The sequence below is a fragment of the Rhizobium sp. CG4 genome, assembly GCF_023701965.1.
Taxonomy (GTDB): domain Bacteria; phylum Pseudomonadota; class Alphaproteobacteria; order Rhizobiales; family Rhizobiaceae; genus Agrobacterium.
On record NZ_JABAEG010000001.1, the window covers coordinates 618783 to 637925 of the forward strand.

14 protein-coding genes are annotated in these 19143 nt (G+C 54.4%); 3 read left to right on the forward strand and 11 right to left on the reverse strand.

Annotated features, from left to right (window positions below):
• Positions 1-21: 21 nt before the first annotated feature.
• On the reverse strand, positions 22-1155 hold the full coding sequence (locus HGO37_RS02945; RefSeq protein WP_250982052.1) for an ABC transporter substrate-binding protein: 1134 nt from the start codon (positions 1153-1155) through the stop codon (positions 22-24).
• A 111-nt stretch (positions 1156-1266) separates the two neighbouring features.
• Here HGO37_RS02945 and HGO37_RS02950 point away from each other — a divergent pair, with 111 nt between their 5' ends.
• Positions 1267-2079, forward strand: coding sequence for a class I SAM-dependent methyltransferase (locus HGO37_RS02950; protein ID WP_250982053.1), 813 nt, complete (start codon positions 1267-1269; stop codon positions 2077-2079).
• A 61-nt stretch (positions 2080-2140) separates the two neighbouring features.
• Here the strand turns inward: HGO37_RS02950 and HGO37_RS02955 are convergent, their stop codons facing one another.
• The 10 genes from HGO37_RS02955 to HGO37_RS03000 all read right to left on the reverse strand — a co-directional run bounded on the left by HGO37_RS02955 (position 2141) and on the right by HGO37_RS03000 (position 16441).
• On the reverse strand, positions 2141-2872 hold the full coding sequence (locus HGO37_RS02955; protein WP_371815274.1) for a L,D-transpeptidase: 732 nt from the start codon (positions 2870-2872) through the stop codon (positions 2141-2143).
• Between the two features lie 14 nt (positions 2873-2886).
• Positions 2887-3891: a L,D-transpeptidase family protein gene (locus HGO37_RS02960; RefSeq protein WP_502941369.1), complete on the reverse strand. Its 1005-nt coding sequence runs from the start codon at positions 3889-3891 to the stop codon at positions 2887-2889.
• Between the two features lie 176 nt (positions 3892-4067).
• Positions 4068-6362, reverse strand: coding sequence for a heavy metal translocating P-type ATPase (locus HGO37_RS02965; protein ID WP_250982055.1), 2295 nt, complete (start codon positions 6360-6362; stop codon positions 4068-4070).
• Between the two features lie 170 nt (positions 6363-6532).
• Positions 6533-7846: an HlyD family type I secretion periplasmic adaptor subunit gene (locus tag HGO37_RS02970; RefSeq protein ID WP_250982056.1), complete on the reverse strand. Its 1314-nt coding sequence runs from the start codon at positions 7844-7846 to the stop codon at positions 6533-6535.
• A complete protein-coding gene (locus HGO37_RS02975; RefSeq protein WP_250982057.1) occupies positions 7833-9680 on the reverse strand; it encodes a type I secretion system permease/ATPase in 1848 nt (615 codons plus the stop codon). Before HGO37_RS02975 ends, HGO37_RS02970 begins: the two co-directional genes overlap by 14 nt.
• Positions 9681-9694: 14 nt before the next feature.
• Positions 9695-10462, reverse strand: coding sequence for a hypothetical protein (locus HGO37_RS02980; protein WP_250982058.1), 768 nt, complete (start codon positions 10460-10462; stop codon positions 9695-9697).
• Between the two features lie 128 nt (positions 10463-10590).
• The gene (locus HGO37_RS02985; RefSeq protein WP_250982059.1) at positions 10591-13362 is read right to left on the reverse strand and encodes a TonB-dependent receptor; all 2772 of its coding nucleotides are present in this window, start codon (positions 13360-13362) and stop codon (positions 10591-10593) included.
• A 148-nt stretch (positions 13363-13510) separates the two neighbouring features.
• Complete coding sequence (locus tag HGO37_RS02990; RefSeq protein ID WP_250982060.1) at positions 13511-14518, reverse strand: FecR family protein; 1008 nt, start codon at positions 14516-14518, stop codon at positions 13511-13513.
• Between the two features lie 112 nt (positions 14519-14630).
• Entirely contained in the window at positions 14631-15131 is a 501-nt protein-coding gene (locus HGO37_RS02995; RefSeq protein ID WP_250982061.1) for an RNA polymerase sigma factor, read from the reverse strand.
• Positions 15132-15322: 191 nt separating this feature from the next.
• Entirely contained in the window at positions 15323-16441 is a 1119-nt protein-coding gene (locus tag HGO37_RS03000; protein ID WP_250982062.1) for a mandelate racemase/muconate lactonizing enzyme family protein, read from the reverse strand.
• Positions 16442-16697: 256 nt separating this feature from the next.
• Here HGO37_RS03000 and HGO37_RS03005 point away from each other — a divergent pair, with 256 nt between their 5' ends.
• Positions 16698-17378: a GntR family transcriptional regulator gene (locus HGO37_RS03005; RefSeq protein ID WP_250982063.1), complete on the forward strand. Its 681-nt coding sequence runs from the start codon at positions 16698-16700 to the stop codon at positions 17376-17378.
• A gap of 205 nt (positions 17379-17583) precedes the next feature.
• Positions 17584-19062 (forward strand): pectate lyase family protein, encoded by a 1479-nt coding sequence (locus HGO37_RS03010; RefSeq protein WP_250982064.1) that lies wholly within the window; start codon positions 17584-17586, stop codon positions 19060-19062.
• Positions 19063-19143 lie beyond the last annotated feature (81 nt).

The following is a 19143-nucleotide window of genomic DNA, read 5'->3' on the forward strand; positions in this document are numbered from 1 at the left end:
ATGCACCGTCAGTCGTCTTTTTTACTCTGAGTCCTTCAGCGACACGAAGTAGCCGGGCTTGTAATCCAACGGCAGGAAACGTGCGTGCAACTCCTTGAAGGTTGCTTCAGGGTCCAGGTCCTTGAACAGATCAGGGTGCAGCCACTTGGCAATTTCCTGAATGGCAACGAACTGGTACGGATTGTTGTAGAACTGGTGCCAGATGGCATGGACATTGCCATCCTTGACCGCCTGCACACCGGTAAAGGCCGGACGCTTGGTCAGGTTTTCCAGCTTGCGGCGGGCTTCTTTCAGATCAGCGCCATAACCGACACCAACCCAGTTACCACCGGGAACATAAGCGTCCCACTTACCACCCGTCACGATGATCTGGTCAGGGTTCGAAGCAATGACCTGTTCGGGATTAACGGTACCGAAAGTGCCGGGAATGATGTCCTTGGCCATGTTGATGCCACCGGCAATCTCAACCATCTTTCCGAAGTTCTCGTTGCCGAAAGACATGCAGCAATCATCGGAATAACCACCTGCGCGTTCGATGAAAACAACAGGCTTCTTCGGATTGTTCTTTTCCAGAACGTCCGTGACACTCTTGATGCTGTCGGCGCGGAACTTGATGAAGTCTTCAGCCAGTTGCTCCTTGCCCATCAGCTTGCCCATGACGCGCATGCTTGGCTCGGTGTTTTCCATCGGCTTTTCACGGAAGTCGACATATACAAGCGGAATGCCAACCTTGCCCAGCTTCTCGATGTAACCGGCTTCTTCCGTTGCCGTCTTGGCATCGATGTTCATCAAGATGACGTCGGGCTTCAGCGCCACTGCCTGCTCAATGTCAAATGTACCATCCTTCATGCCACCAAAAGTCGGCAGCTTGGCGATGTCAGGATATTTGGCCAGATAGGCCTCATAGGTTTCAGGGTCAGCCTTTGGCAGGTCATCGCGCCAGCCAACCACGTGTTCAAACGGGTTGTTCTTGTCCAGAGCAGCAAGGAAATAGATCTGACGGCCTTCGCCAAGAATGACATTTTTGACAGGTACATTCACCTCAACATCACGGCCGGTGACGTCCTTGACGGTGACCTTGTCTGCAAATGCCGGCCATACGCTCGACACGAGAAGACCCATTGCAAGTACAGTTGATTTGCCTGTAATGCGCATTGAAATTGCTCTCCGGTAAAAACTGCCGGGGCTTTATTATTTTATGACTGATACCGTCAAGTTTTATCTTTTAGACGGTTTCCAAAGTGACAAACGCCAGGGTTGGATACGATGTCGAGCATAGACGGACACGGGAATAATTTCGCGCTGCGTGATGAAATCAAGGCCTATTGGTCATCCCGCGCTGCAACCTTCGATCTTTCCCCGGGTCATGAGATTTTCTCCGATGAGGAGCGCGCCGCCTGGCACGCTTTGATCCTCAAGCATCTGGGCCCGGGTAACGGTCGGGTTGCACTGGATCTTGCCTGCGGCACCGGCGTAATCTCCCATCTGATGGATGATCTCGGTTTTGCCGTCACCGGTCTAGACTGGTCCGAAACCATGCTGTCACTGGCCCGCTCAAAGGCAATCTCCAGAGGCCGATCAATCCATTTCAGCATGGCAGACGCGGAAAACACCATGGAGCCGGATGGCACCTATGATGTCATCATAACCCGCCATCTGGTGTGGACGCTGGTAGACCCGAAGGCCAGCTTTGCCGAGTGGTTTCGCGTGCTGAAACCCGGTGGAAAACTGCTGATCGTGGACGGGGATTTCGTCAACATCAGCCTAGGTGAAAAGCTGCTCAAGAAGCTTGCCGCGCTTCTGGAAAAAGCCGGCATCAGCAACCCCGGAACACCACATGCGCCGGGCCACAGTGCCAGCACCCACAATAGCATCCTGTCCCGCGTCTATTTCTCGAATGGGGCACGCGCAGATGCCGTCGCCACACTGTTGAAAGACACGGGTTTCCAATCACTTACTGTCGATGCCAACCTTAAGAAAATCCATAAGGCGCAGGCCAAAGACCTCGGATTTTTCAAGGCAACTGCCCGTGGCCTGCAACACCGTTACGCCATTCTGGCAACCAAACCGGATGTCTGAGTAACAAAAAGCCCACGCGTTTCACCAAAGCGTGGGCTTTTGAAAATTCAGACCAAAACGATCAAACCGGCTGCGGGAGACCCGGAGCAACGGCAACCATCGGCGCCGAAAGGTTCATAACCAGGATCGGTGTCTTGCCCGGTACCCGGTTATAGAGATCGATGATATCCTGATTGAGCATGCGCACGCAGCCAGACGATACCGATTTGCCAATCGTCCACCATTCCGGCGAACCGTGGATACGGTAGAGCGTATCCTGGTTGTTCTGGAAAATGTAAAGCGCGCGTGCACCAAGCGGGTTGTTCAAACCAGGATCCATGCCGCCATTGGCTATGCTGTATGGCTGCAACTCAGGTTGGCGCGCCACCATTTCATCCGGCGGTGTCCAGCGTGGCCATTGGCGTTTGTACTGGATAACACCCCTGCCCGCCCATTCAAAACCGGCGCGACCAAGGCCAACGCCGTAACGCATGGCCTGACCACCTTCCATCGTCAGATAAAGGAAGTGGTTGCTCGTATCGACAATGATTGTGCCGGGACGTTCACTGGTAGGATTTGCAACCATCTGGCGATGGAAACGCGATGGAATTTTTTGATAAGGAATGGCCGGCAGCGGGAACTGCTCCTCCGGCATCGGGCCATACATGCTGGCCAGCATGGAATTATCCACAGACGGTTCAACCGGTGCCGCAACGGTCTGGTTGGAGGTCGTGGTGCAGCCAGCCAATACGGTGGTTGCCATTCCGGCCGTTCCTAGCAGGAACATGCGTCTTGTGATAATCTCGGTCTTCAATCGACGTCCTCAGTTTATTTTCTTATGCCCGCAAAGGGATCAGCCAGCGCCGCTTCGGGACGGCTGACGGGGTATTTGGTTTTAGATACGCTGGCCGCCATCTTCTTCGCGCCATTCTTCTCGAGAATTGCGCGGAAGCTCGGATGCATGCCACCGTCGGAATATGCCATCACCGGAACCGACGTCGCCTGCGCGATGGCCAGATCCACTTTCTGCTTTTCCAAATCCAGTTTTGCCATGAGTGCCGAATCCGGCTGGTTTACGGCAGGAGGACAAACGGCCAAGGGATCAGAAGGTTCCCCACCGGAAAATTCTGTATTGAACACATAACGGCGACCGCAGACCGACACCTTCGGCTGGCGTTTTGTCAGTTCGAAGGAATCATATCCTTCCTTCAAGGTGCGCCAGAACGGCATGTTCTCGTCGTCCTTTTGCATGGCCATATTTTTCGCCGTCATCCGGAAAGGATAGGCCTGCACCTGGAAGCGGCTCTGACCACTTTCCAGCGCCTTCTGAACGACAGCGTAAATTTCACCAACCTGCTGGTCCGTCATGGCGTAACATCCCGACGATGAGCACGCACCATGCACCATCAATGCCTCTCCGGTGTAACCGAGGGCAGATTCAAGACGGTTGGGATAACCAAGGTTGAACGATACGTAATATTGCGAGTTCGGGTTCAGCATCCCGGCCGAGACATGATAAAAACCTTCAGGCGCTTGACGGTCGCCAGATTTCATCTTCGGCCCAAGTTTGCCGGACCAGCGGCACATCGGGTAGGTTTTAAACAGCGCATAGGCACCAGACTTATCAACCTTCCAGACTTCCAGTTCGCTTTCCTGCTTGAAAATGCGAACAAGAACAGGGCTTTCCTGTTTCATGCCCTTGCTGGCCATCTCGGCCTTCACCTTACTGGACAGCTTTGGTGCCTCGGCCGTTGCGCTGAGGTCCATAGACGTACAGCTGGCCAGAGAAATACCCACCAGCGCAGCCGCCGCCAGCTTGTAAACAGATGGCAACAGAGAGCGCTTAAGCGAAAGACAGTGGTTTTGTTCTGGTAAAAACATTCCGCAATAATAGTCCGTATTCGAGTGCCGCTTTTATCACAGCTTCCAATGGACACATTACCCATTCGTTAAACATACGGACACAATGTGTTGATCACCGGAAGCAGTCTGTCAGACCCGCCAGGGCATTACTTCGGGATTTTCAGCAATCGCAGCGCATTGAGCGTAACCAGCACCGTTGCCCCCGTATCAGCCAGAATTGCAGGCCAAAGGCCAGTAATTCCAGCAATTGTCGTGACCAGAAACACCGCCTTCAAACCAAGAGACATGGCGATATTCTGGAAGATGTTGCGCATGGTACGCTGAGACAATGACACCATTTGGGCAACATCCCCAACCCGGCTATGAAGAATTGCCGCATCGGCCGTTTCCAGCGCAACATCCGTTCCGCCACCCATGGCAATGCCGACATTGGCAGCCGCCAGAGCCGGTGCATCATTGATGCCATCACCGACTTTGCCAACGATGTAACCTTCTTTCTGCAGCTCACCGACAATACGCTGCTTGTCCTGCGGCAACAGTTCGGCACGCACATCAATGCCAAGCTGCGCGCCGATGGCAGTCGCAGTACGTTTGTTATCGCCTGTCAGCATCACAACCTTGATGCCTCTGTCCGTCAAAGCCTTCAAACCAGCGACCGCATCGGCACGGGGTTCATCACGCATGGCAATGGCGCCACACAAAACATCATCGGCAATCAACAGCGACACCGTCTTGCCCTGATCGTTCAGCGCGGCAATCGCATCCAGCCGTTCCTGCGAGATCGCAACACGCTCAGCCGCAGCATTGGGCGATCCAAGGAAGACGTCGGTCCCTTCAACCCTCGCAGCAACTCCCTTACCACCCAGTGCCTTTGCATCGTCAACAGGCGGAATTTCAACGCCGTCTTCTTCCGCCTTGGCCAGAATGGCAAGCGCCAGCGGATGGCTTGATCCGGTTTCAAGGGCAGCGGCGAGACGCAGCGTTTCGACCGCCGTTTTCTCAAAGGCCAGCACATCGGTGACCTTCGGCTTGCCTTCGGTCAGCGTGCCCGTCTTGTCCAATGCAACCGCCGTCAGCTTGCCAAGCCCTTCAAGCACTGCACCACCCTTCAACAACAGGCCACGTCGCGCACCTGACGACAGCGAGGCGGCAATAGCGGCGGGTGTTGAAATAACCAGCGCACAGGGGCAACCGATCAGCAGAATGGCAAGACCCTTGTAGACCCACTCGCTCCAGTCCGCCTCGAGCAGCAGCGGCGGCAGAACGGCAACCAGCGCCGCAACGACCACGACACCGGGGGTGTAATATTTGGAAAAACGGTCGATGAAACGTTCGGTCGGCGCCCTGCTTTCCTGTGCCTCTTCCACCAGCCGGACCACACGGGCAATGGTATTATCCTGTGCGGCCGCCGTTACACGCACCCGCAAAGCTGCATCACCATTGACCGTACCTGCAAAGACTGCGTCATCGACAGACTTGCGAACGGGAACACTTTCACCGGTGACTGGCGCTTCATCAATGGCGCTTTCACCCGAAACAACAGTGCCATCTGCCGAAATGCGGTCACCGGGACGAACCAGAATAACCGAACCTACAGCCAGGCTTTCGGCCGGCACTTCGCGGGTTTTGCCGTTTTCTTCCAACAAGGCGGTTTTGGGCACCAAAGCAGAAAGCGACTTGATGCTGGCACGCGCCTTTCCAGCCGCCACACCTTCCAACAGTTCGCCAACCAGAAACAGGAAAACAACGGCAGCCGCCTCTTCCGTAGCGTTGATGATCAGCGCGCCGACTGCGGCAATGGTCATTAGCATTTCAATGGAAAATGGCGTTCCCGCCAAGGCCGCCATGATGGCGCGGCGCGCAATGGGAAACAGGCCAACCAGCATCGCTGCCGTAAAGGCGTAAAGCTGGATTGCCGGGAACAGGTGGCCGATGCCGTAAGCCAGCACAAGTGCCAGTCCGGCCATGATCGTCAAACGGCCCTTGCGGCTGCGCCACCATGGCCCGTCACTGACCCCGTGGTCATGACCATGCAACCCTTCAATCCCATCATCGGCCGCTGCACTCGCCGCACGGTCATGCTCGTGGTTATGTTTGTGATCAGTCCCGTGATCGTGGTTGCCATGACCGTGCTCGCCATGATCATGGCCCTTATGATCATGATTGTGAGAGCATGAGGGACCGTGCACATGCGGATCGGGCGCCGGCTTTACATCACGGTCTGCTAGACGTGTTGCCGGATAACCAAGGCCTGAGACCTTTTTTCCGATCGCAATCAGATCGCTCACATCATCATGCATCACCGTCATCGTGCCAGCGGTAACAGAAACGGAAACATCCTCCACGCCCGGCATACGGCGAACTGCCGTATCGATCTTGGATGCGCAGGAAGCGCAGTCCATGCCGTCAATCTTGAAACGTGTGTTGTACGACGTGCCCATAATGAACCCTCATTTTCCAGTCGCTCCTTTTTTAAGACCTATAGCAACTAGAGGTACAAGAGGGTTTTTCATGTAAATTGTCGAAAAATGACAACCATTTGAAACAAAAACATAAAAGCAGAAAACGACCTGCAATGGTCTGCAGGCCGTCTGTATATCATCAATACGTCTCACTCCTCACGGAATGCGCGGTTTACCTGATCGGACAAAGGTTTCATCAAATAGGAAAGTGCGGTGCGTTCGCTGGTCTTGATAAAGGCTTCCGCCGGCATGCCGGGCACCAGGGTGGCGTTTTCGAGTTTACTGCGCTCCCCTGAGGATACCGCGATACGGGCAACATAATAGGAAAATCCCGTCCGCTGGTCTGTGGTGAGGTCAGCTGCGATACGGCTGATATGCCCTTCAAGCTCTGGTGTTACACGCTGGTTGAAGGCGGACATCCTCAAAACGGCTTTTTGCCCCAGCTGCAGTTGATCGATGTCCTTCGGCGCAATTTGCACCTCCAGCGCAAGATCATCTCCTTCCGGCACAACAAGCATGATCGGATCTGCAGGCGTGACCACACCGCCCACCGTATGAACCGCCATTTGGTGCACGACACCGGATTGTGGCGCAACGATATCGATGCGCTTCAACTCATCTTCAGCGGTAACTTTGCGTTCGACATATTCCCCCATCTGGGCCTGAATTTCGCGCAACTCACGCCCAACTTCGGTGCGTAGTTCCTGATCGATCTGCAAAATCTGTAACTTGGTTTCGGTGATACGGCCTGCAGTCTGTGCCTGATAGGCAATCTTTTCACCGCGCTCGCCACCAAATGTGGCAGCCTGCGTCTGCAAACTATTCAGTCGCTGAACGGACACAATGCCCTGCTCACGCAGTGATGTCTGCGAAACGATTTCCGCTTCCAGAACCGAGAGGCCCTTCTCGTAGGCCATCTCCTGCGCCTTCAACCCCTCGATTTCATGTTCGAACTGGGTGATGCGTTCGGCCAATTGCGCTTTTCGGCCTTCCCGGAAGGATTTGCGGAATTCAAACAGCTTGGTTTCGCTGCGCATGGCGGCAGCAACATCGGCATCGTCCTGCCGCGATTGAAGCGCAACCGGAAAAACCAGCTCTGGCAAACCATCTCGCTCCGCTTCCAGCCGCACAAACCGCGCCGTCAACTCATCCAGCCGCTTGGTCACAATGGCAAGATTAGCCTTTGTCTGGGTCGCATCCAGCCGCATGACGATATCACCGGCCTTGACCTCATCACCTTCGCTGACCAGAATTTCACCCACCACACCGCCGGTTGGATGCTGGACTTTCTTCACATAGGAATCCACCACCAAATGGCCTGATGCAACAATGGCGCCTGCCAGATTTGTCGTTGCTGCCCAGCCACCGACACCGCCCAGCAGAGCGACACTGACCACCAGCGCCATGACAAGATGTTTGCGAATGGAACCGGAAACGTATGTGCGCTGGTCAATGTTTGACATCAGGGTTTTCCTTTCGGTCATCCGGTTCACTTGCATTTTCAAGCCGTGCGGCCTGTGCAGTGGCAACCACCCGCAGTGGTGTTACCGCATGGGCAGAAGCGGTGTAGCCACCGGCCGGCTGTTGTGGTGCAGACGGTGTACGCAGCACTTTCGACAGAACCTCGTCACGCGGTCCAAAAGCCTTCATTCGCCCATCTTCCATCATCAGCACAAAATCGACGATACCGATGGCACTGGGGCGGTGAGCAATAACAACAACAATGCCTTTGCGATCCCGCACCGACGCCATGGCACGCACCACAGCAGCCTCACCTTCGGCATCGAGATTGGCATTCGGTTCATCCAGAACGACAAGGAAAGGCTCGCCGTAAAGCGCACGTGCCAGACCGATCCGCTGACGCTGACCGGCGGACAGCGACGAACCGGCCTCCCCAATATTGCTGTCGTAACCCTTTTCAAACCGCAGGATCAGTTCATGCGCACCAGCGGCCTTGGCCGCCGCAATAATGGCGTCCGGATCAGCATTGTCCTCGAAGCGGGCGATGTTTTCGGCGATCGTGCCGTCAAAAAGCTCAACGCCCTGCGGCAGATAACCGATGTGACGACCGAGCGCCTCACGATCCCACTGATCAAAGCTGGCACCATCGATCCGCACCTTACCGCCAGCCGGAGTCCAGGCACCGGTCAGAATACGCGACAGTGTGGATTTTCCGGAACCGGACGGTCCAATAATGCCAAGCGCCTGACCAGCAGCGACAGCAAAACCAACCCCGGCTACCGTTGGTCGTTTTTCGCCGGGCGGTACAATGGTGACATTCTCGACGCGCAAATCCTTGACCGGATGCGGCAAAGCCATTGATGTGTCGGTCGATGGCACCTGGGTGAAAAGTGTGTGCAGACGCGCCCAGCTTTGCCGTGCTGCCACGAATGATTTCCAGTTGGAAATGGCGAGATCAACAGGTGCCAAAGCGCGGCCCATCATGATTGAGCTGGCGATCATGATACCACCAGAGGCTTCCTGCTCAATCACCAGCCAGGCACCGACCGCCAGAATGGCAGACTGCAACACCATGCGCAGCGATTTGGCGATATTGCCAAGGCTACCGGCGACATCACCAGCCTTGCGATTGGCAGCAAGATACCCCTCGTTAGACACCTGCCAGCGCCTGCCAAGCCGCCCGACCAGCCCCATGACCTGCACAACTTCGGCATTACGGCGCGAAGCCTCCAGCAATCGATTACGCGCCATGTTTTCGGTGATGGTGTCGCGAATGGGCTTTTGCGAATAGATATTGGTGAGAACGGTCAATGCCACCAGCACGATAGCGCCGCTCAACGCCGTCACGCCGATCCAGAAATGGAAAAGAAAACATATGCCGAGATAAAGCGGCATCCACGGCAGATCAAAAAACGCCGTCGGTCCAGTGCCGGACACGAAAGTCCTGACATTGTCGAGATCACGTAGCGGCTGCAAACCATCACCAGAGGTCCGTGCGACAAGCGGCAAACGCACCACGGCATCGTGCACCTGACCGGAATATTGCATGTCGAAATGTTCACCGACGCGGATCAGCACGCGCGACCGGATGATATCAAGCATGCACTGGAAGGCATAAAGCCCGACGGCAAGCAGGGCCAGCCCAACAAGGGTTGGCACGCTACCGCTGGCCAGCACCCGGTCATAGACCTGAAGCATGAAGATCGGTGAGGTCAAAGCCAGAATGTTGACCACGCCACTGACGAGCGCAACACCGCTGAAGGCGCGCTTGAGGGGCGAAACGACCGCCGCAGTCAGAGACTGCGGCGGCGTTTGCTGCTGGTTTTGAAAGCCCACAGCGTTGTCTTCCCTTAGGCGGCCAGAGCCGTTGCACTTGCGAAGACGAAGTCAGATGCGTCCAGAACGCTGGAGTTCACGCCGACGAGCTGGATGGACTCGGAGCCGTAGGCAACGTAAGCATCTCCAGCGTCATCGAAGATCGTCAGATCGCCGAAGTTGACAGCGCCCCAAGCAGAGATGTCGAGCTTGTCAACGCCGTCCTGGTAACCAGATGTACCAGCAGGGCCATCATTGGTGACAACATCGTTGCCGCCGGAGAACACAAAGGTGTCCGCGCCGCTGAAGCCGACGAGAATGTCGTCACTTGCGGTGTCTTCAATCACCGTGCCGGTGGCACCCAGGTAGGAGTAAAGGTAGCTCAGCGTGTTACCACGGGTGATGCCGTAGATTGCGTAGTCAAATGCATCAAGGCCCGTGCCGTTGTAGTTAAAGGACGGATCGAGATCGAGCGAGAGCGCGACATTCGACAGGGTGATGCCAGAAGAGGATTCACCGTAGCCGGTGCCGAAATCCAGCGAGCTGACAGTACCGGTCAGGTTACCGAAGGAGTACTCGAAAGCACCACCGACGAGCACACCATTACCGCCGCTTGTGTTGCCGTTGCCCCACTGCGTGTAATCCCAGGAAGGATTTGCACCGATAACTGCAGGATCTGTCTGCAGGCCGGGGCCGCTACCGTAGAACGCACCGTAAGTGGAGCTGTAAGTCGTGTTGCTCCAATTCTCCAGATATGATTTGAAATCCGAAGATGTAGACGTTAGTGAAATAGTGGTAGCCATAATAGATTTCCTTTGCTTGGTTGCTAAGGTTTATCCTGATCCAACAATCAGGACGGTTACTCCCTTGGCCGGGTTGCCGCCCGGTCATGGGAACTTGCATTTGAGCCTGCCACCGGCTCAAAAATTCGTCACAATCTCACATTCAGACTGGCGAAGAAGGTCTGCCCCGGAGAGGGGTAACGGCTTCCGGCAGGAACGTGGTTGATATCGGTTACGTTATCGATGCTCAGTCGCAACGTGGTGCGATCGTTGAACTGGTAGGAACCGTAGAGATCGAGTTTTGTGTATTTGTTGGATGTGTAACCGCCATCCGGATTAAAGGTTTTCACCTGCGATAATGTCGGCGTCGAATGGGTTACGCGACCACCAATTGCCAGCTTGTTATCGAGGAAACGCACACCGGCATCAAGAGTAGCCTTGAGTTTTGGCGGCACACCCACGCTCGAGTACATCTGAACATTGTCTGAGGAGACGGTTTGACCGTACCAGGTGCTTGGCACCTTTTGCGCCCATTCTGCGTCCAACCAGGTCGCAGAGCCACCGACCCAAAAGCGACCGGTGTCATAGTTGCCCTCAAGCTCGACTCCGCGCATCCGGGTGGCATCAGTTGTATTGACATAACTCTGGAGTTGTCGAGATCCTGCATATGGATAGAAATAACCAATCACAATAAGATCATCGATTTTGCGATTGAAAGCGGACACCTTCAGACGGAGCGTGTCATCCTCTGTAAAGACACCGTCAAAGTTGATGTTGGCACCAATTTCCCAGGTTTCTGCTGTTTCAGGCCGGAGACTTTCGTTCGGTGCATAAACAGACAGCGGAGATACGTCTTTCGGCAAGTCTCCAGCAAAGAACGCCTCCGTTACAGTCGGTGGCCGGGAGCTCTTCGAATAGCTAACATATGGTCGCAACCACTCAACCGGCGTAAACTCGACAGTGAAGGACGGCAACAATGCGCCGCCGGAACGATCGATATTCACGGTGTTTTCGGGATAACCGGCCGGCGTGCTTAAGGCAGCAATGGTTGTGCCAGCTCTGTAAAACTGGCCGTTATAGATTTCACCCTGACGGGTCGACCAGATATTTCTCAGAACGGCGTTAGCGCTGGCAAATCGTGCCGGATCATATGTCGCGACGTAATCATACTCAGTTGTGACGGCGGATGCGATGTAATTTACACGATCTCTGTAGTCGTAGTATTTCGGCGAACCCTTGAGCCGATACCAGTCATATCGTAAGCCTGCCGATAGTTTGACCCAATCGGTTGGCTCAATGTCTCCGTTGACAAAGAGACTTGCCATATCGCGACGACCGGCCGGACTGAACGATGTAAAGTTCGATGCCAATTCCGGCCACACATCAATTGATGTGCTGGAAGCACTGGAATTTCCGTGATCACGGAAGGCTTCGACGCCATAATTCAGTGTTGCCGGACCGATAGCAGTTTCAAAACGGCTGGTATTGTCGATATTGATACCAAAGCTCATGAAATCAGCACTGATCAGTGTGTCGGGATAACCTGCAGCACCGCCCCGGGTGTGGCGAAGCGTCTCTTCCATCGTGTCGTTCAGCCAAAATGTTGAACGGAAATCGATCAGGTCATTATCGATGGGGTTCCAGTCAAGATTGGCGGTTACAGTATTAACCGTGGCCTCTTCATCGCTGAGCCCGCCCATGAACCATGCAAAATCCTTCTTCTGATGGGTCCATGCTACGCCGGTCGTCACGTCTCCGAAATCACCTTCCAGTTTCAACAGCGACGACATATTGTCTCGTTGCATGAAGGTAACTTCACCGTCTTCATCCCCATCCCACTCAATATCCCCGTGGCTGCCAATCTTGTAATTGCCAAGCTTCTGGCGCGCGAAGCCGCCAGTGATCGAGAATGGGGAATCTCCCATACGCTTCGACGCCAGTATGGAACCGTTGAAATGCTGATTGTTGGTGCCAACAGTCGTATCGATCTCGACACCCCAGTCTTTTCCATCCGAGATGATATCGTCTGCGCCAACCGTCCGGAATGTCACCGCGCCCGCCAGTGAACCTGCAAGGCCCGATTTGGCGCCCGTTAACCGTTCAACCTCAACGACACGAATGAAGGACGTTTCAACATAGCCCTTACCAGAACTGCCAATGTAGCTGTCGCCACCTGCTGAAATCGTACGATTAGCGTTCTGGCGCGCACCATCAACGGAAAGCACCACTCGACCCATGTCCTGCACACCGCGAACATTGGGCGAAACTGCTGGAGAGTTGGCAACGGAGTTGTTGACGTAGGTCCCCGCGACATTGTCGAAGAGATCGCGCACATCACGTGCACCCAGGTCAGACTGAATGGCCTCGCGGCTGACAACACTGACACTGGCCGGTGTTTCGTACACCCAGTCGGGTGTTCCCTGATACCCGGCTCCTGATGCAGCGTTTCTGCCCGATTTACCGGTGATCGTAATGGTTTCAAGCATTGTGGAACCATCCGCTGACTGTACATCGGCAGCGGCCTGATCTGCACCGATAACCACCGACCGGCCATTGCCCGCAAACCTGAATGTAATACCCGTGCCACCGAGCAGTTGCGTCAAAGCTTCCTGAACGGTCAGGCTGCCGGTAACCGCGTTGGTACGCACGCTTCCGGAGGCCGGAGAGGCAAGCGTCACCTGCAGGCCGGACTGGCGACCAAATGCGCCAACCGCAGCCGACAGCGATTGCGCTGGGATATTGAAAGCACGACGTTCAGCCTGAGCTGCATTCGTTGCCGGTGTTGCCCCACCGGATGACTGCGCATGCGCCGCTGATACCCCGTAAAAAATTGCCATGGCCGTGCTGGCCATAAGAAGTGCGCGCTTGCCCGTCTGCCCCACGCCAGACTGCTTTGCACTTTGTTTATTGGAAGAACTCATTACCCTGCCCGTCTTCTTTGCCTACAGTGGCAAATGTTGAATTTCACATTCAACAAAAAGACGATTGCTCTCGGAATTTTTTTCAACCAAAACGAATTTTGTCTGTAACCAACTGGAAAGTAATGGAAATTTTTACGCCACGTGAGACTTAAAAGCGCGACACGATCCTGACTGATCCCGATATCGAGCGGATTTTTCCGCCATAGGGCGTGACCAAAGCCTCAAGCGCCTGATCCGGCTCGTTGAGATTGTAAAAACCGGTCACCTTGCTATTGGCTAGCGACCTATCCGGCACGCTGATCCAGGCGGAGTGATAACGGCCAATCTTTTCGACGACTTCGGCGACTGTCTCGTCCACGACATAGAGTTCGCCGCGACGCCAAGCACCAATCTCATCGATAGAAACCGCCTGTTTGCTCATGCGTTTTGTCGCACCGTCAACAGTCACCCGTTCACCCGGCACCAATATTTGTGTTGCGGATGGATCGTCACGGAGACTGGCCTTCACCGAGCCACGCGCGAGGGCAACAATGGTCGCCTTGTCAGACATGCCAACATCAAAAGCGGTTCCCAGAACCTCCACTTTGACATCGCGTACATCGACCACAAACGGTCGCGCCTCATCCTTGATCACATCAAAGAATACCTCACCGGCAAGCACGGCGACATCACGCTGACCTTGATGATAATTAACCGCAAGCGCACTTTTGGGTGCAAGCAGAGCCGTACTGCCATCCGCCAATGTCACGGTGAGACTTTCACCATTGCTGGTGCGATAATCAGCTTCCAGACGAACGGCCATGTCCGGAATGGACATGACGGCAAGACAGAGCACCGCAAGCGTTGCCCCCCCCAGCGCGAACCGGGAAAAGGTTCGTCTCGGCATGAAGAACCGCCGCATTGCACGACGTTTTGGCGCGGCCTGACCCGCATTCTCCCACTGGGAGCGCATGGCCGGTTCAACCGCCCCGAAAACACTCCAGCCACGACAGGTCTTTTCCCATGCCTGACGGTGGTTCGGGCTCAGTTCCAGCCAGTTGCTGAATTCCTTCAGCAGATCTGCATCATCCGAATTTTCCTCGAGACGTAAGAACCAGTCAGCGGCTTCGTCAAAAACATCCAATTCGCCTGCGTCTGTTTTCGCGGGATCGTTCATCGACGTGCTGCCTGTGGTCTCTCATGAGTAAAAATAACGGTTTCATGCTCTCCTTCTAAAGAGACGATTGAACGCATTATTTTTTTCATGGAAACGTCATGTTTTTGGACGTTCATTTCATTTTCCTGACAAACTCCGCAAGCCCGGTCTTGACCAGACGGTGTGCGGTGGCAACCGAGACACCCAAATGCACCGCAATATCCTCCATGCGATAGCCGCCAAAACGGTGCATTTCCAACGCGAGGCGCGTGTCCGCTGGCATCTCGTTGAGGATTTCGCTGACCTGACGAACTTGATCGCAGAACAAAGCATGGTCTTCGGGTGAGCCATGGTCCTGCGGCAGGCCCCAGAACGGCGTGTCATCCGGTCTTTCCCGAAGGTCGTAGCAACGACGTTTGCGGACGTCGAGTGCAAGGTTGCGAACAACACGGAAGAGATAGGCCTTGAGGGCACTCGGCGCTTCGGCCTGCTGCGGTACAAATTTGATAAAGGCTTCCTGCACAACATCCTCTGCCTCCTCTCGGGAGCCAAGAATGGGTGTGGCATATTTAATAAGATCAAGGCGATGCGCGACATAAACGGCATAACGCTTGTCGTCTTCCCGAATGCCCATTTTATACCAAACAGCTAATCAATATCGGATGACCCCGAACCATTCCAAGCTCGTATATCAGCCGGAACAACTCCGATCCAGAATTACATGAATGAAAAACTCATGAAATTCTACTTTCCATTGATTACCTTTATGTGATGTGTCCGATCGGCTGAGATCGGGCACATCAAAATTGAGATCGAGGGCCGGTCTTAGCTCAGACTTTTGCCATAGCGGGCAAAACTTTCCGCCAGAATGGTGGTGCTGGCACCCGGACGTTCAGGACGCGCGTAGACACCATCCTTGACAGCAATCGGCTCTTCGAAATGGTCCTTGATCCATGGAATATACTCCAGAATGGTCGAGGCCGGATGCCAATAGCTGAGGTGCACATGCACTTGGCTCATTTCGCCGGCATGCGGCACGACCGGCAAACGATGCGCCAGAGCAAGGTCGGCCACCTGAATATATTCGGTAATGCCACCTAGGCGCGTCACATCCGGCTGGACATATTGAACGGCACCGGCCTCGATGAAGGAGCGGAAGGCATCAACCGTATAAAGCTGCTCACCAAGTGCGACAGGAATAGTGGTGTTGCGCGCCAGCGTCGCATGGCTGCCGACATCATCGTACCAGAGTGGTTCCTCAAACCAGAAAATATCCAGCCCCTGCGCTGATGCACAGAACCGTTGGCAGGTTGGCAGATCCCATTTGCCGTTGCCATCAATGGCGATGCGAATGGAACTGCCCAGACGTTTACGCACTGCTGTCAGGCGCTCAATATCGACATTGGGGTCATCATGCCCAACCTTGAGCTTGATGCGTGTGAAGCCATCCTCTTCCACAGCCTTTGCCGATCCGGCAAGCAATTGGTCCTTGCTAAAGGAAAGCCAACCAATATCAGTGTTGTAAGCCTCGACACCTTTGGTTCGGGCGCCACCGAGATAACTCCACAGCGGTACGCCTGCCTTCTTGGACTTCAAGTCCCACAGAGCGACATCAACAGCCGCAAGCGCCAGATGGGTTATGCCGGCGCGGCCGACCCACTGCAGCGCTGGATTGCGCGCCAGTTTCGTCCAAAGGCGCGAGTGATCCGACGCATCTTCACCGATCAGCAGCGGTGCGTAACAATTTTGAATGCATGAAGTGATCAACCGGTCTGATGCAAGATGTGAATGCGTACCGGTGAAACCATAGCCTTCCAGACCATCATCGGTGACGATTTTGGTACCTACCACACCCCAATGGGTGATGTTGTGCGTTGAATCTGAAATGGAATCCGACGTCAGTGGCAGGTGGAGAATAAAGGGGTGAACTGAGGCAATTTTCATCTGTTTTGCTCCTGGTCGATCCGTGAACGCTGGAAAACGTGGGGGATCGTGAACTGGAATGTCATGGGTGGGGGCAGCTGTGCTGCCGCCGCAAGGGTGCAGGCAAACTGGGGCTGCAGGAAAAATCTGGCTAGAACGAAGGCCTCCTCTCCTTCTTTGATCAACATCTAACGCAGAACCATACGTTAGAAAATAAAAAATTTTTTATTTTTTGTTTTTAATTGCACTCGTGATGGATCTGACAGAAAATACCGCCATGACGATGATTAAGACCACGCTGGCCGAACAGGCCTATCAGGAGTTGCGCAACCGCATCATTCAGGGGCGATTGCCGGAAGGTTTCCGCCTTTTGCCCAACGAACTTGCTGTCGATCTCGGCATCAGCCCCACCCCCATCAAGGAGGCATGTCTTCGTCTGGAAGGAGACGGCCTTGTCACCACCTCAAGCCGGCGGGGAATGGTTGTCCGCAGTTTCGGTGAAACCGATGTCGAAGCGCTTTATGCCGCGCGTATCCTTATCGAAAAGGGCGCGGTGGAGGCAGCATTTGACGCAGGTCGTTTCGATCTGACCTTACAGAAGAAACTCACAGAAACACTTGCGCAGCATAAATACTTCGCAACCCGCCATTCCCTCGACGACCTGTCGAAAGCCCTGCAGTACGACCGGGCCTTTCACAGCTTGTTGGTGGATGCCGCGCAGATGCCGATCATCTCGGAAACCCATGCCCGCATTGTTGCGCAAACCCACACGGTGTTCGTTTCACTGCCGGGAGATTACAGCCGGTCGGTCGCCGAACATCAGTCCATCCTTGATGCCATCAAAACCGGGGACAGGGATAAGATCGTGCAGGCGCTCAAGACACATCTGGAAATGAGCAGACGCAATACGCTGCATCAGGTTGCTATTCTAAAAGCCCGTAAATCAGCTTCGGCATAAGTCGCTCTACACAATACCCTTTACATCGCTATTTAGCATCGGCTTCTGGAGAGCAGCGCTTTAATGCATAAAGCTCGAAAACAGATTCAGCCAATATTATATGCAACCAGAAATTATATATTCAATTATTGATTGTGCTAAATTCACAATAATGTCTACCATTCTGACGGGGGAGTTGATTCTACGTTTCGAGGAGGAGACAGTGATGACAACCACATTCCGCAAAGCCGCGTTTCTCGTGGCAGGGACAGTCCTGTCCGGCATGATCGTGCCAATTCTCGCCGCACAGGCACACGAAGAAATTGCCCAGCAGGCAATTGGCGAGAATGATGGCTGGGCCGCAGGCACGGATGGTGGCTCGAAGGCCGACCCGTCCAACATCTACACCGTGTCAAACCGCAACGAATTGCTGGACGCACTCCAGGCAGGCGGAAATTTGCCCAAGATCATCAAGGTAGAAGGCACTATCAATCTGTCGGTCGACGATAACAATAACGAGTTGACCCAGAAAGACTACGCAGATCCCGCCTATGACTTTGAGGCCTATAAAAAGGCTTACGCGCCCGCAGTTTGGAACGTGAGATTGACCGACAAAAAGCGCCCGGAACGTGACTTGACTGGCCCACAGGAAGAAGCACGGCAACGGTCTGCCGACAATCAGAAAAAGCGCATCGTTATTCAGGTCACCTCCAACACCACGATCATCGGCCTTGGCAATGATGCCAAAATCCTCAAGGGTAATCTGTTTATCGGCAACGGCACCGAAAACGTCATTATCCGCAACATCACATTTGAAGATGCCTTCGATTATTTCCCGGCCTGGGATCCGGGTGATTCCTGGTCGCTGAACAAGAATTACCCCGGTTGCGACGAGATTTATGTCGATGCTGATACCGGCCCGCAAAAATGCCCCGGCGGCCGCTGGAACTCCGAATATGACAGCATCTCAATCAATGGCGGCAAAAGGGTCTGGCTGGATCACAACACCTTCACCGATGGTGAGCGGCCGGACAAGCTGTTCCCGCCAGTATTCCCCTTCCCACACAATCAGGTCGAGCAAAAAGTGCAGCACCACGATGGCCAAGTGGACATTACCAACGGCGCCGACCTCGTAACTCTGAGCTATAATCACTTTCAAAATCACGACAAGACATCACTGATCGGCGGTAGCGACAGCCTGACCTCAGACGAGGGCAAACTGAACGTCACGTTTAGGGGCAACTGGTTTGAAAACGCAGGACAGCGCATGCCGCGCGTGCGCTATGGCAAGGTGCATAGCTACAACAACTACTTCACCGGCGATGCATCCGGTGCGCCTGACGCAAATTTGAGCGTCCTTGAAAATCATGAACGCGGCATCAGCCAGTCAAAGGACATCCCTATTTTCCGCAGCGCTTTTGGTATCGGCAAAGGCTCTGCCATTTATTCGGAAAACAACTTCTTTGAGATCAGGAACGGCAACATTGGCAATGCGGGCAACATTCAAGGCGGAACAAGGTTCTTTGACTCCGGCTCGCTGGTGAATGGTGAGGCCGCAGACTTTGCGACAGTACTGAATGCTGATCCGAAAAAGCCGATTTCACCAGATGTGGGCTGGAAACCGGCTCTCTATGGCAAGCGTCCCATTCCCGCGAAAGACGTACCTGATTATGTCAGGGCGAATGCCGGGGCTGGCAAACTTTAACTGCAAATCCCTGCCTGACGTACCAGAAAGCTCTTATGGCGGTCTACACCGCCATAAGTTCCCTCTCAGGCAGCGAATCGA

Bases quoted from the DNA above. Each gene is read 5' to 3' on its own strand.
- HGO37_RS02970 (WP_250982056.1), bottom strand. From the start codon at position 7,846: ATGTCAAACATTGACCAGCGCACATACGTTTCCGGTTCCATTCGCAAA.
- HGO37_RS03005 (WP_250982063.1), top strand. From the start codon at position 16,698: ATGACGATGATTAAGACCACGCTGGCCGAACAGGCCTATCAGGAGTTG.
- HGO37_RS03010 (WP_250982064.1), top strand. From the start codon at position 17,584: ATGACAACCACATTCCGCAAAGCCGCGTTTCTCGTGGCAGGGACAGTC.
- HGO37_RS02950 (WP_250982053.1), top strand. From the start codon at position 1,267: ATGTCGAGCATAGACGGACACGGGAATAATTTCGCGCTGCGTGATGAA.
- HGO37_RS03000 (WP_250982062.1), bottom strand. From the start codon at position 16,441: ATGAAAATTGCCTCAGTTCACCCCTTTATTCTCCACCTGCCACTGACG.
- HGO37_RS02945 (WP_250982052.1), bottom strand. From the start codon at position 1,155: ATGCGCATTACAGGCAAATCAACTGTACTTGCAATGGGTCTTCTCGTG.
- HGO37_RS02990 (WP_250982060.1), bottom strand. From the start codon at position 14,518: ATGAACGATCCCGCGAAAACAGACGCAGGCGAATTGGATGTTTTTGAC.
- HGO37_RS02985 (WP_250982059.1), bottom strand. From the start codon at position 13,362: ATGAGTTCTTCCAATAAACAAAGTGCAAAGCAGTCTGGCGTGGGGCAG.
- HGO37_RS02995 (WP_250982061.1), bottom strand. From the start codon at position 15,131: ATGGGCATTCGGGAAGACGACAAGCGTTATGCCGTTTATGTCGCGCAT.
- HGO37_RS02980 (WP_250982058.1), bottom strand. From the start codon at position 10,462: ATGGCTACCACTATTTCACTAACGTCTACATCTTCGGATTTCAAATCA.
- HGO37_RS02965 (WP_250982055.1), bottom strand. From the start codon at position 6,362: ATGGGCACGTCGTACAACACACGTTTCAAGATTGACGGCATGGACTGC.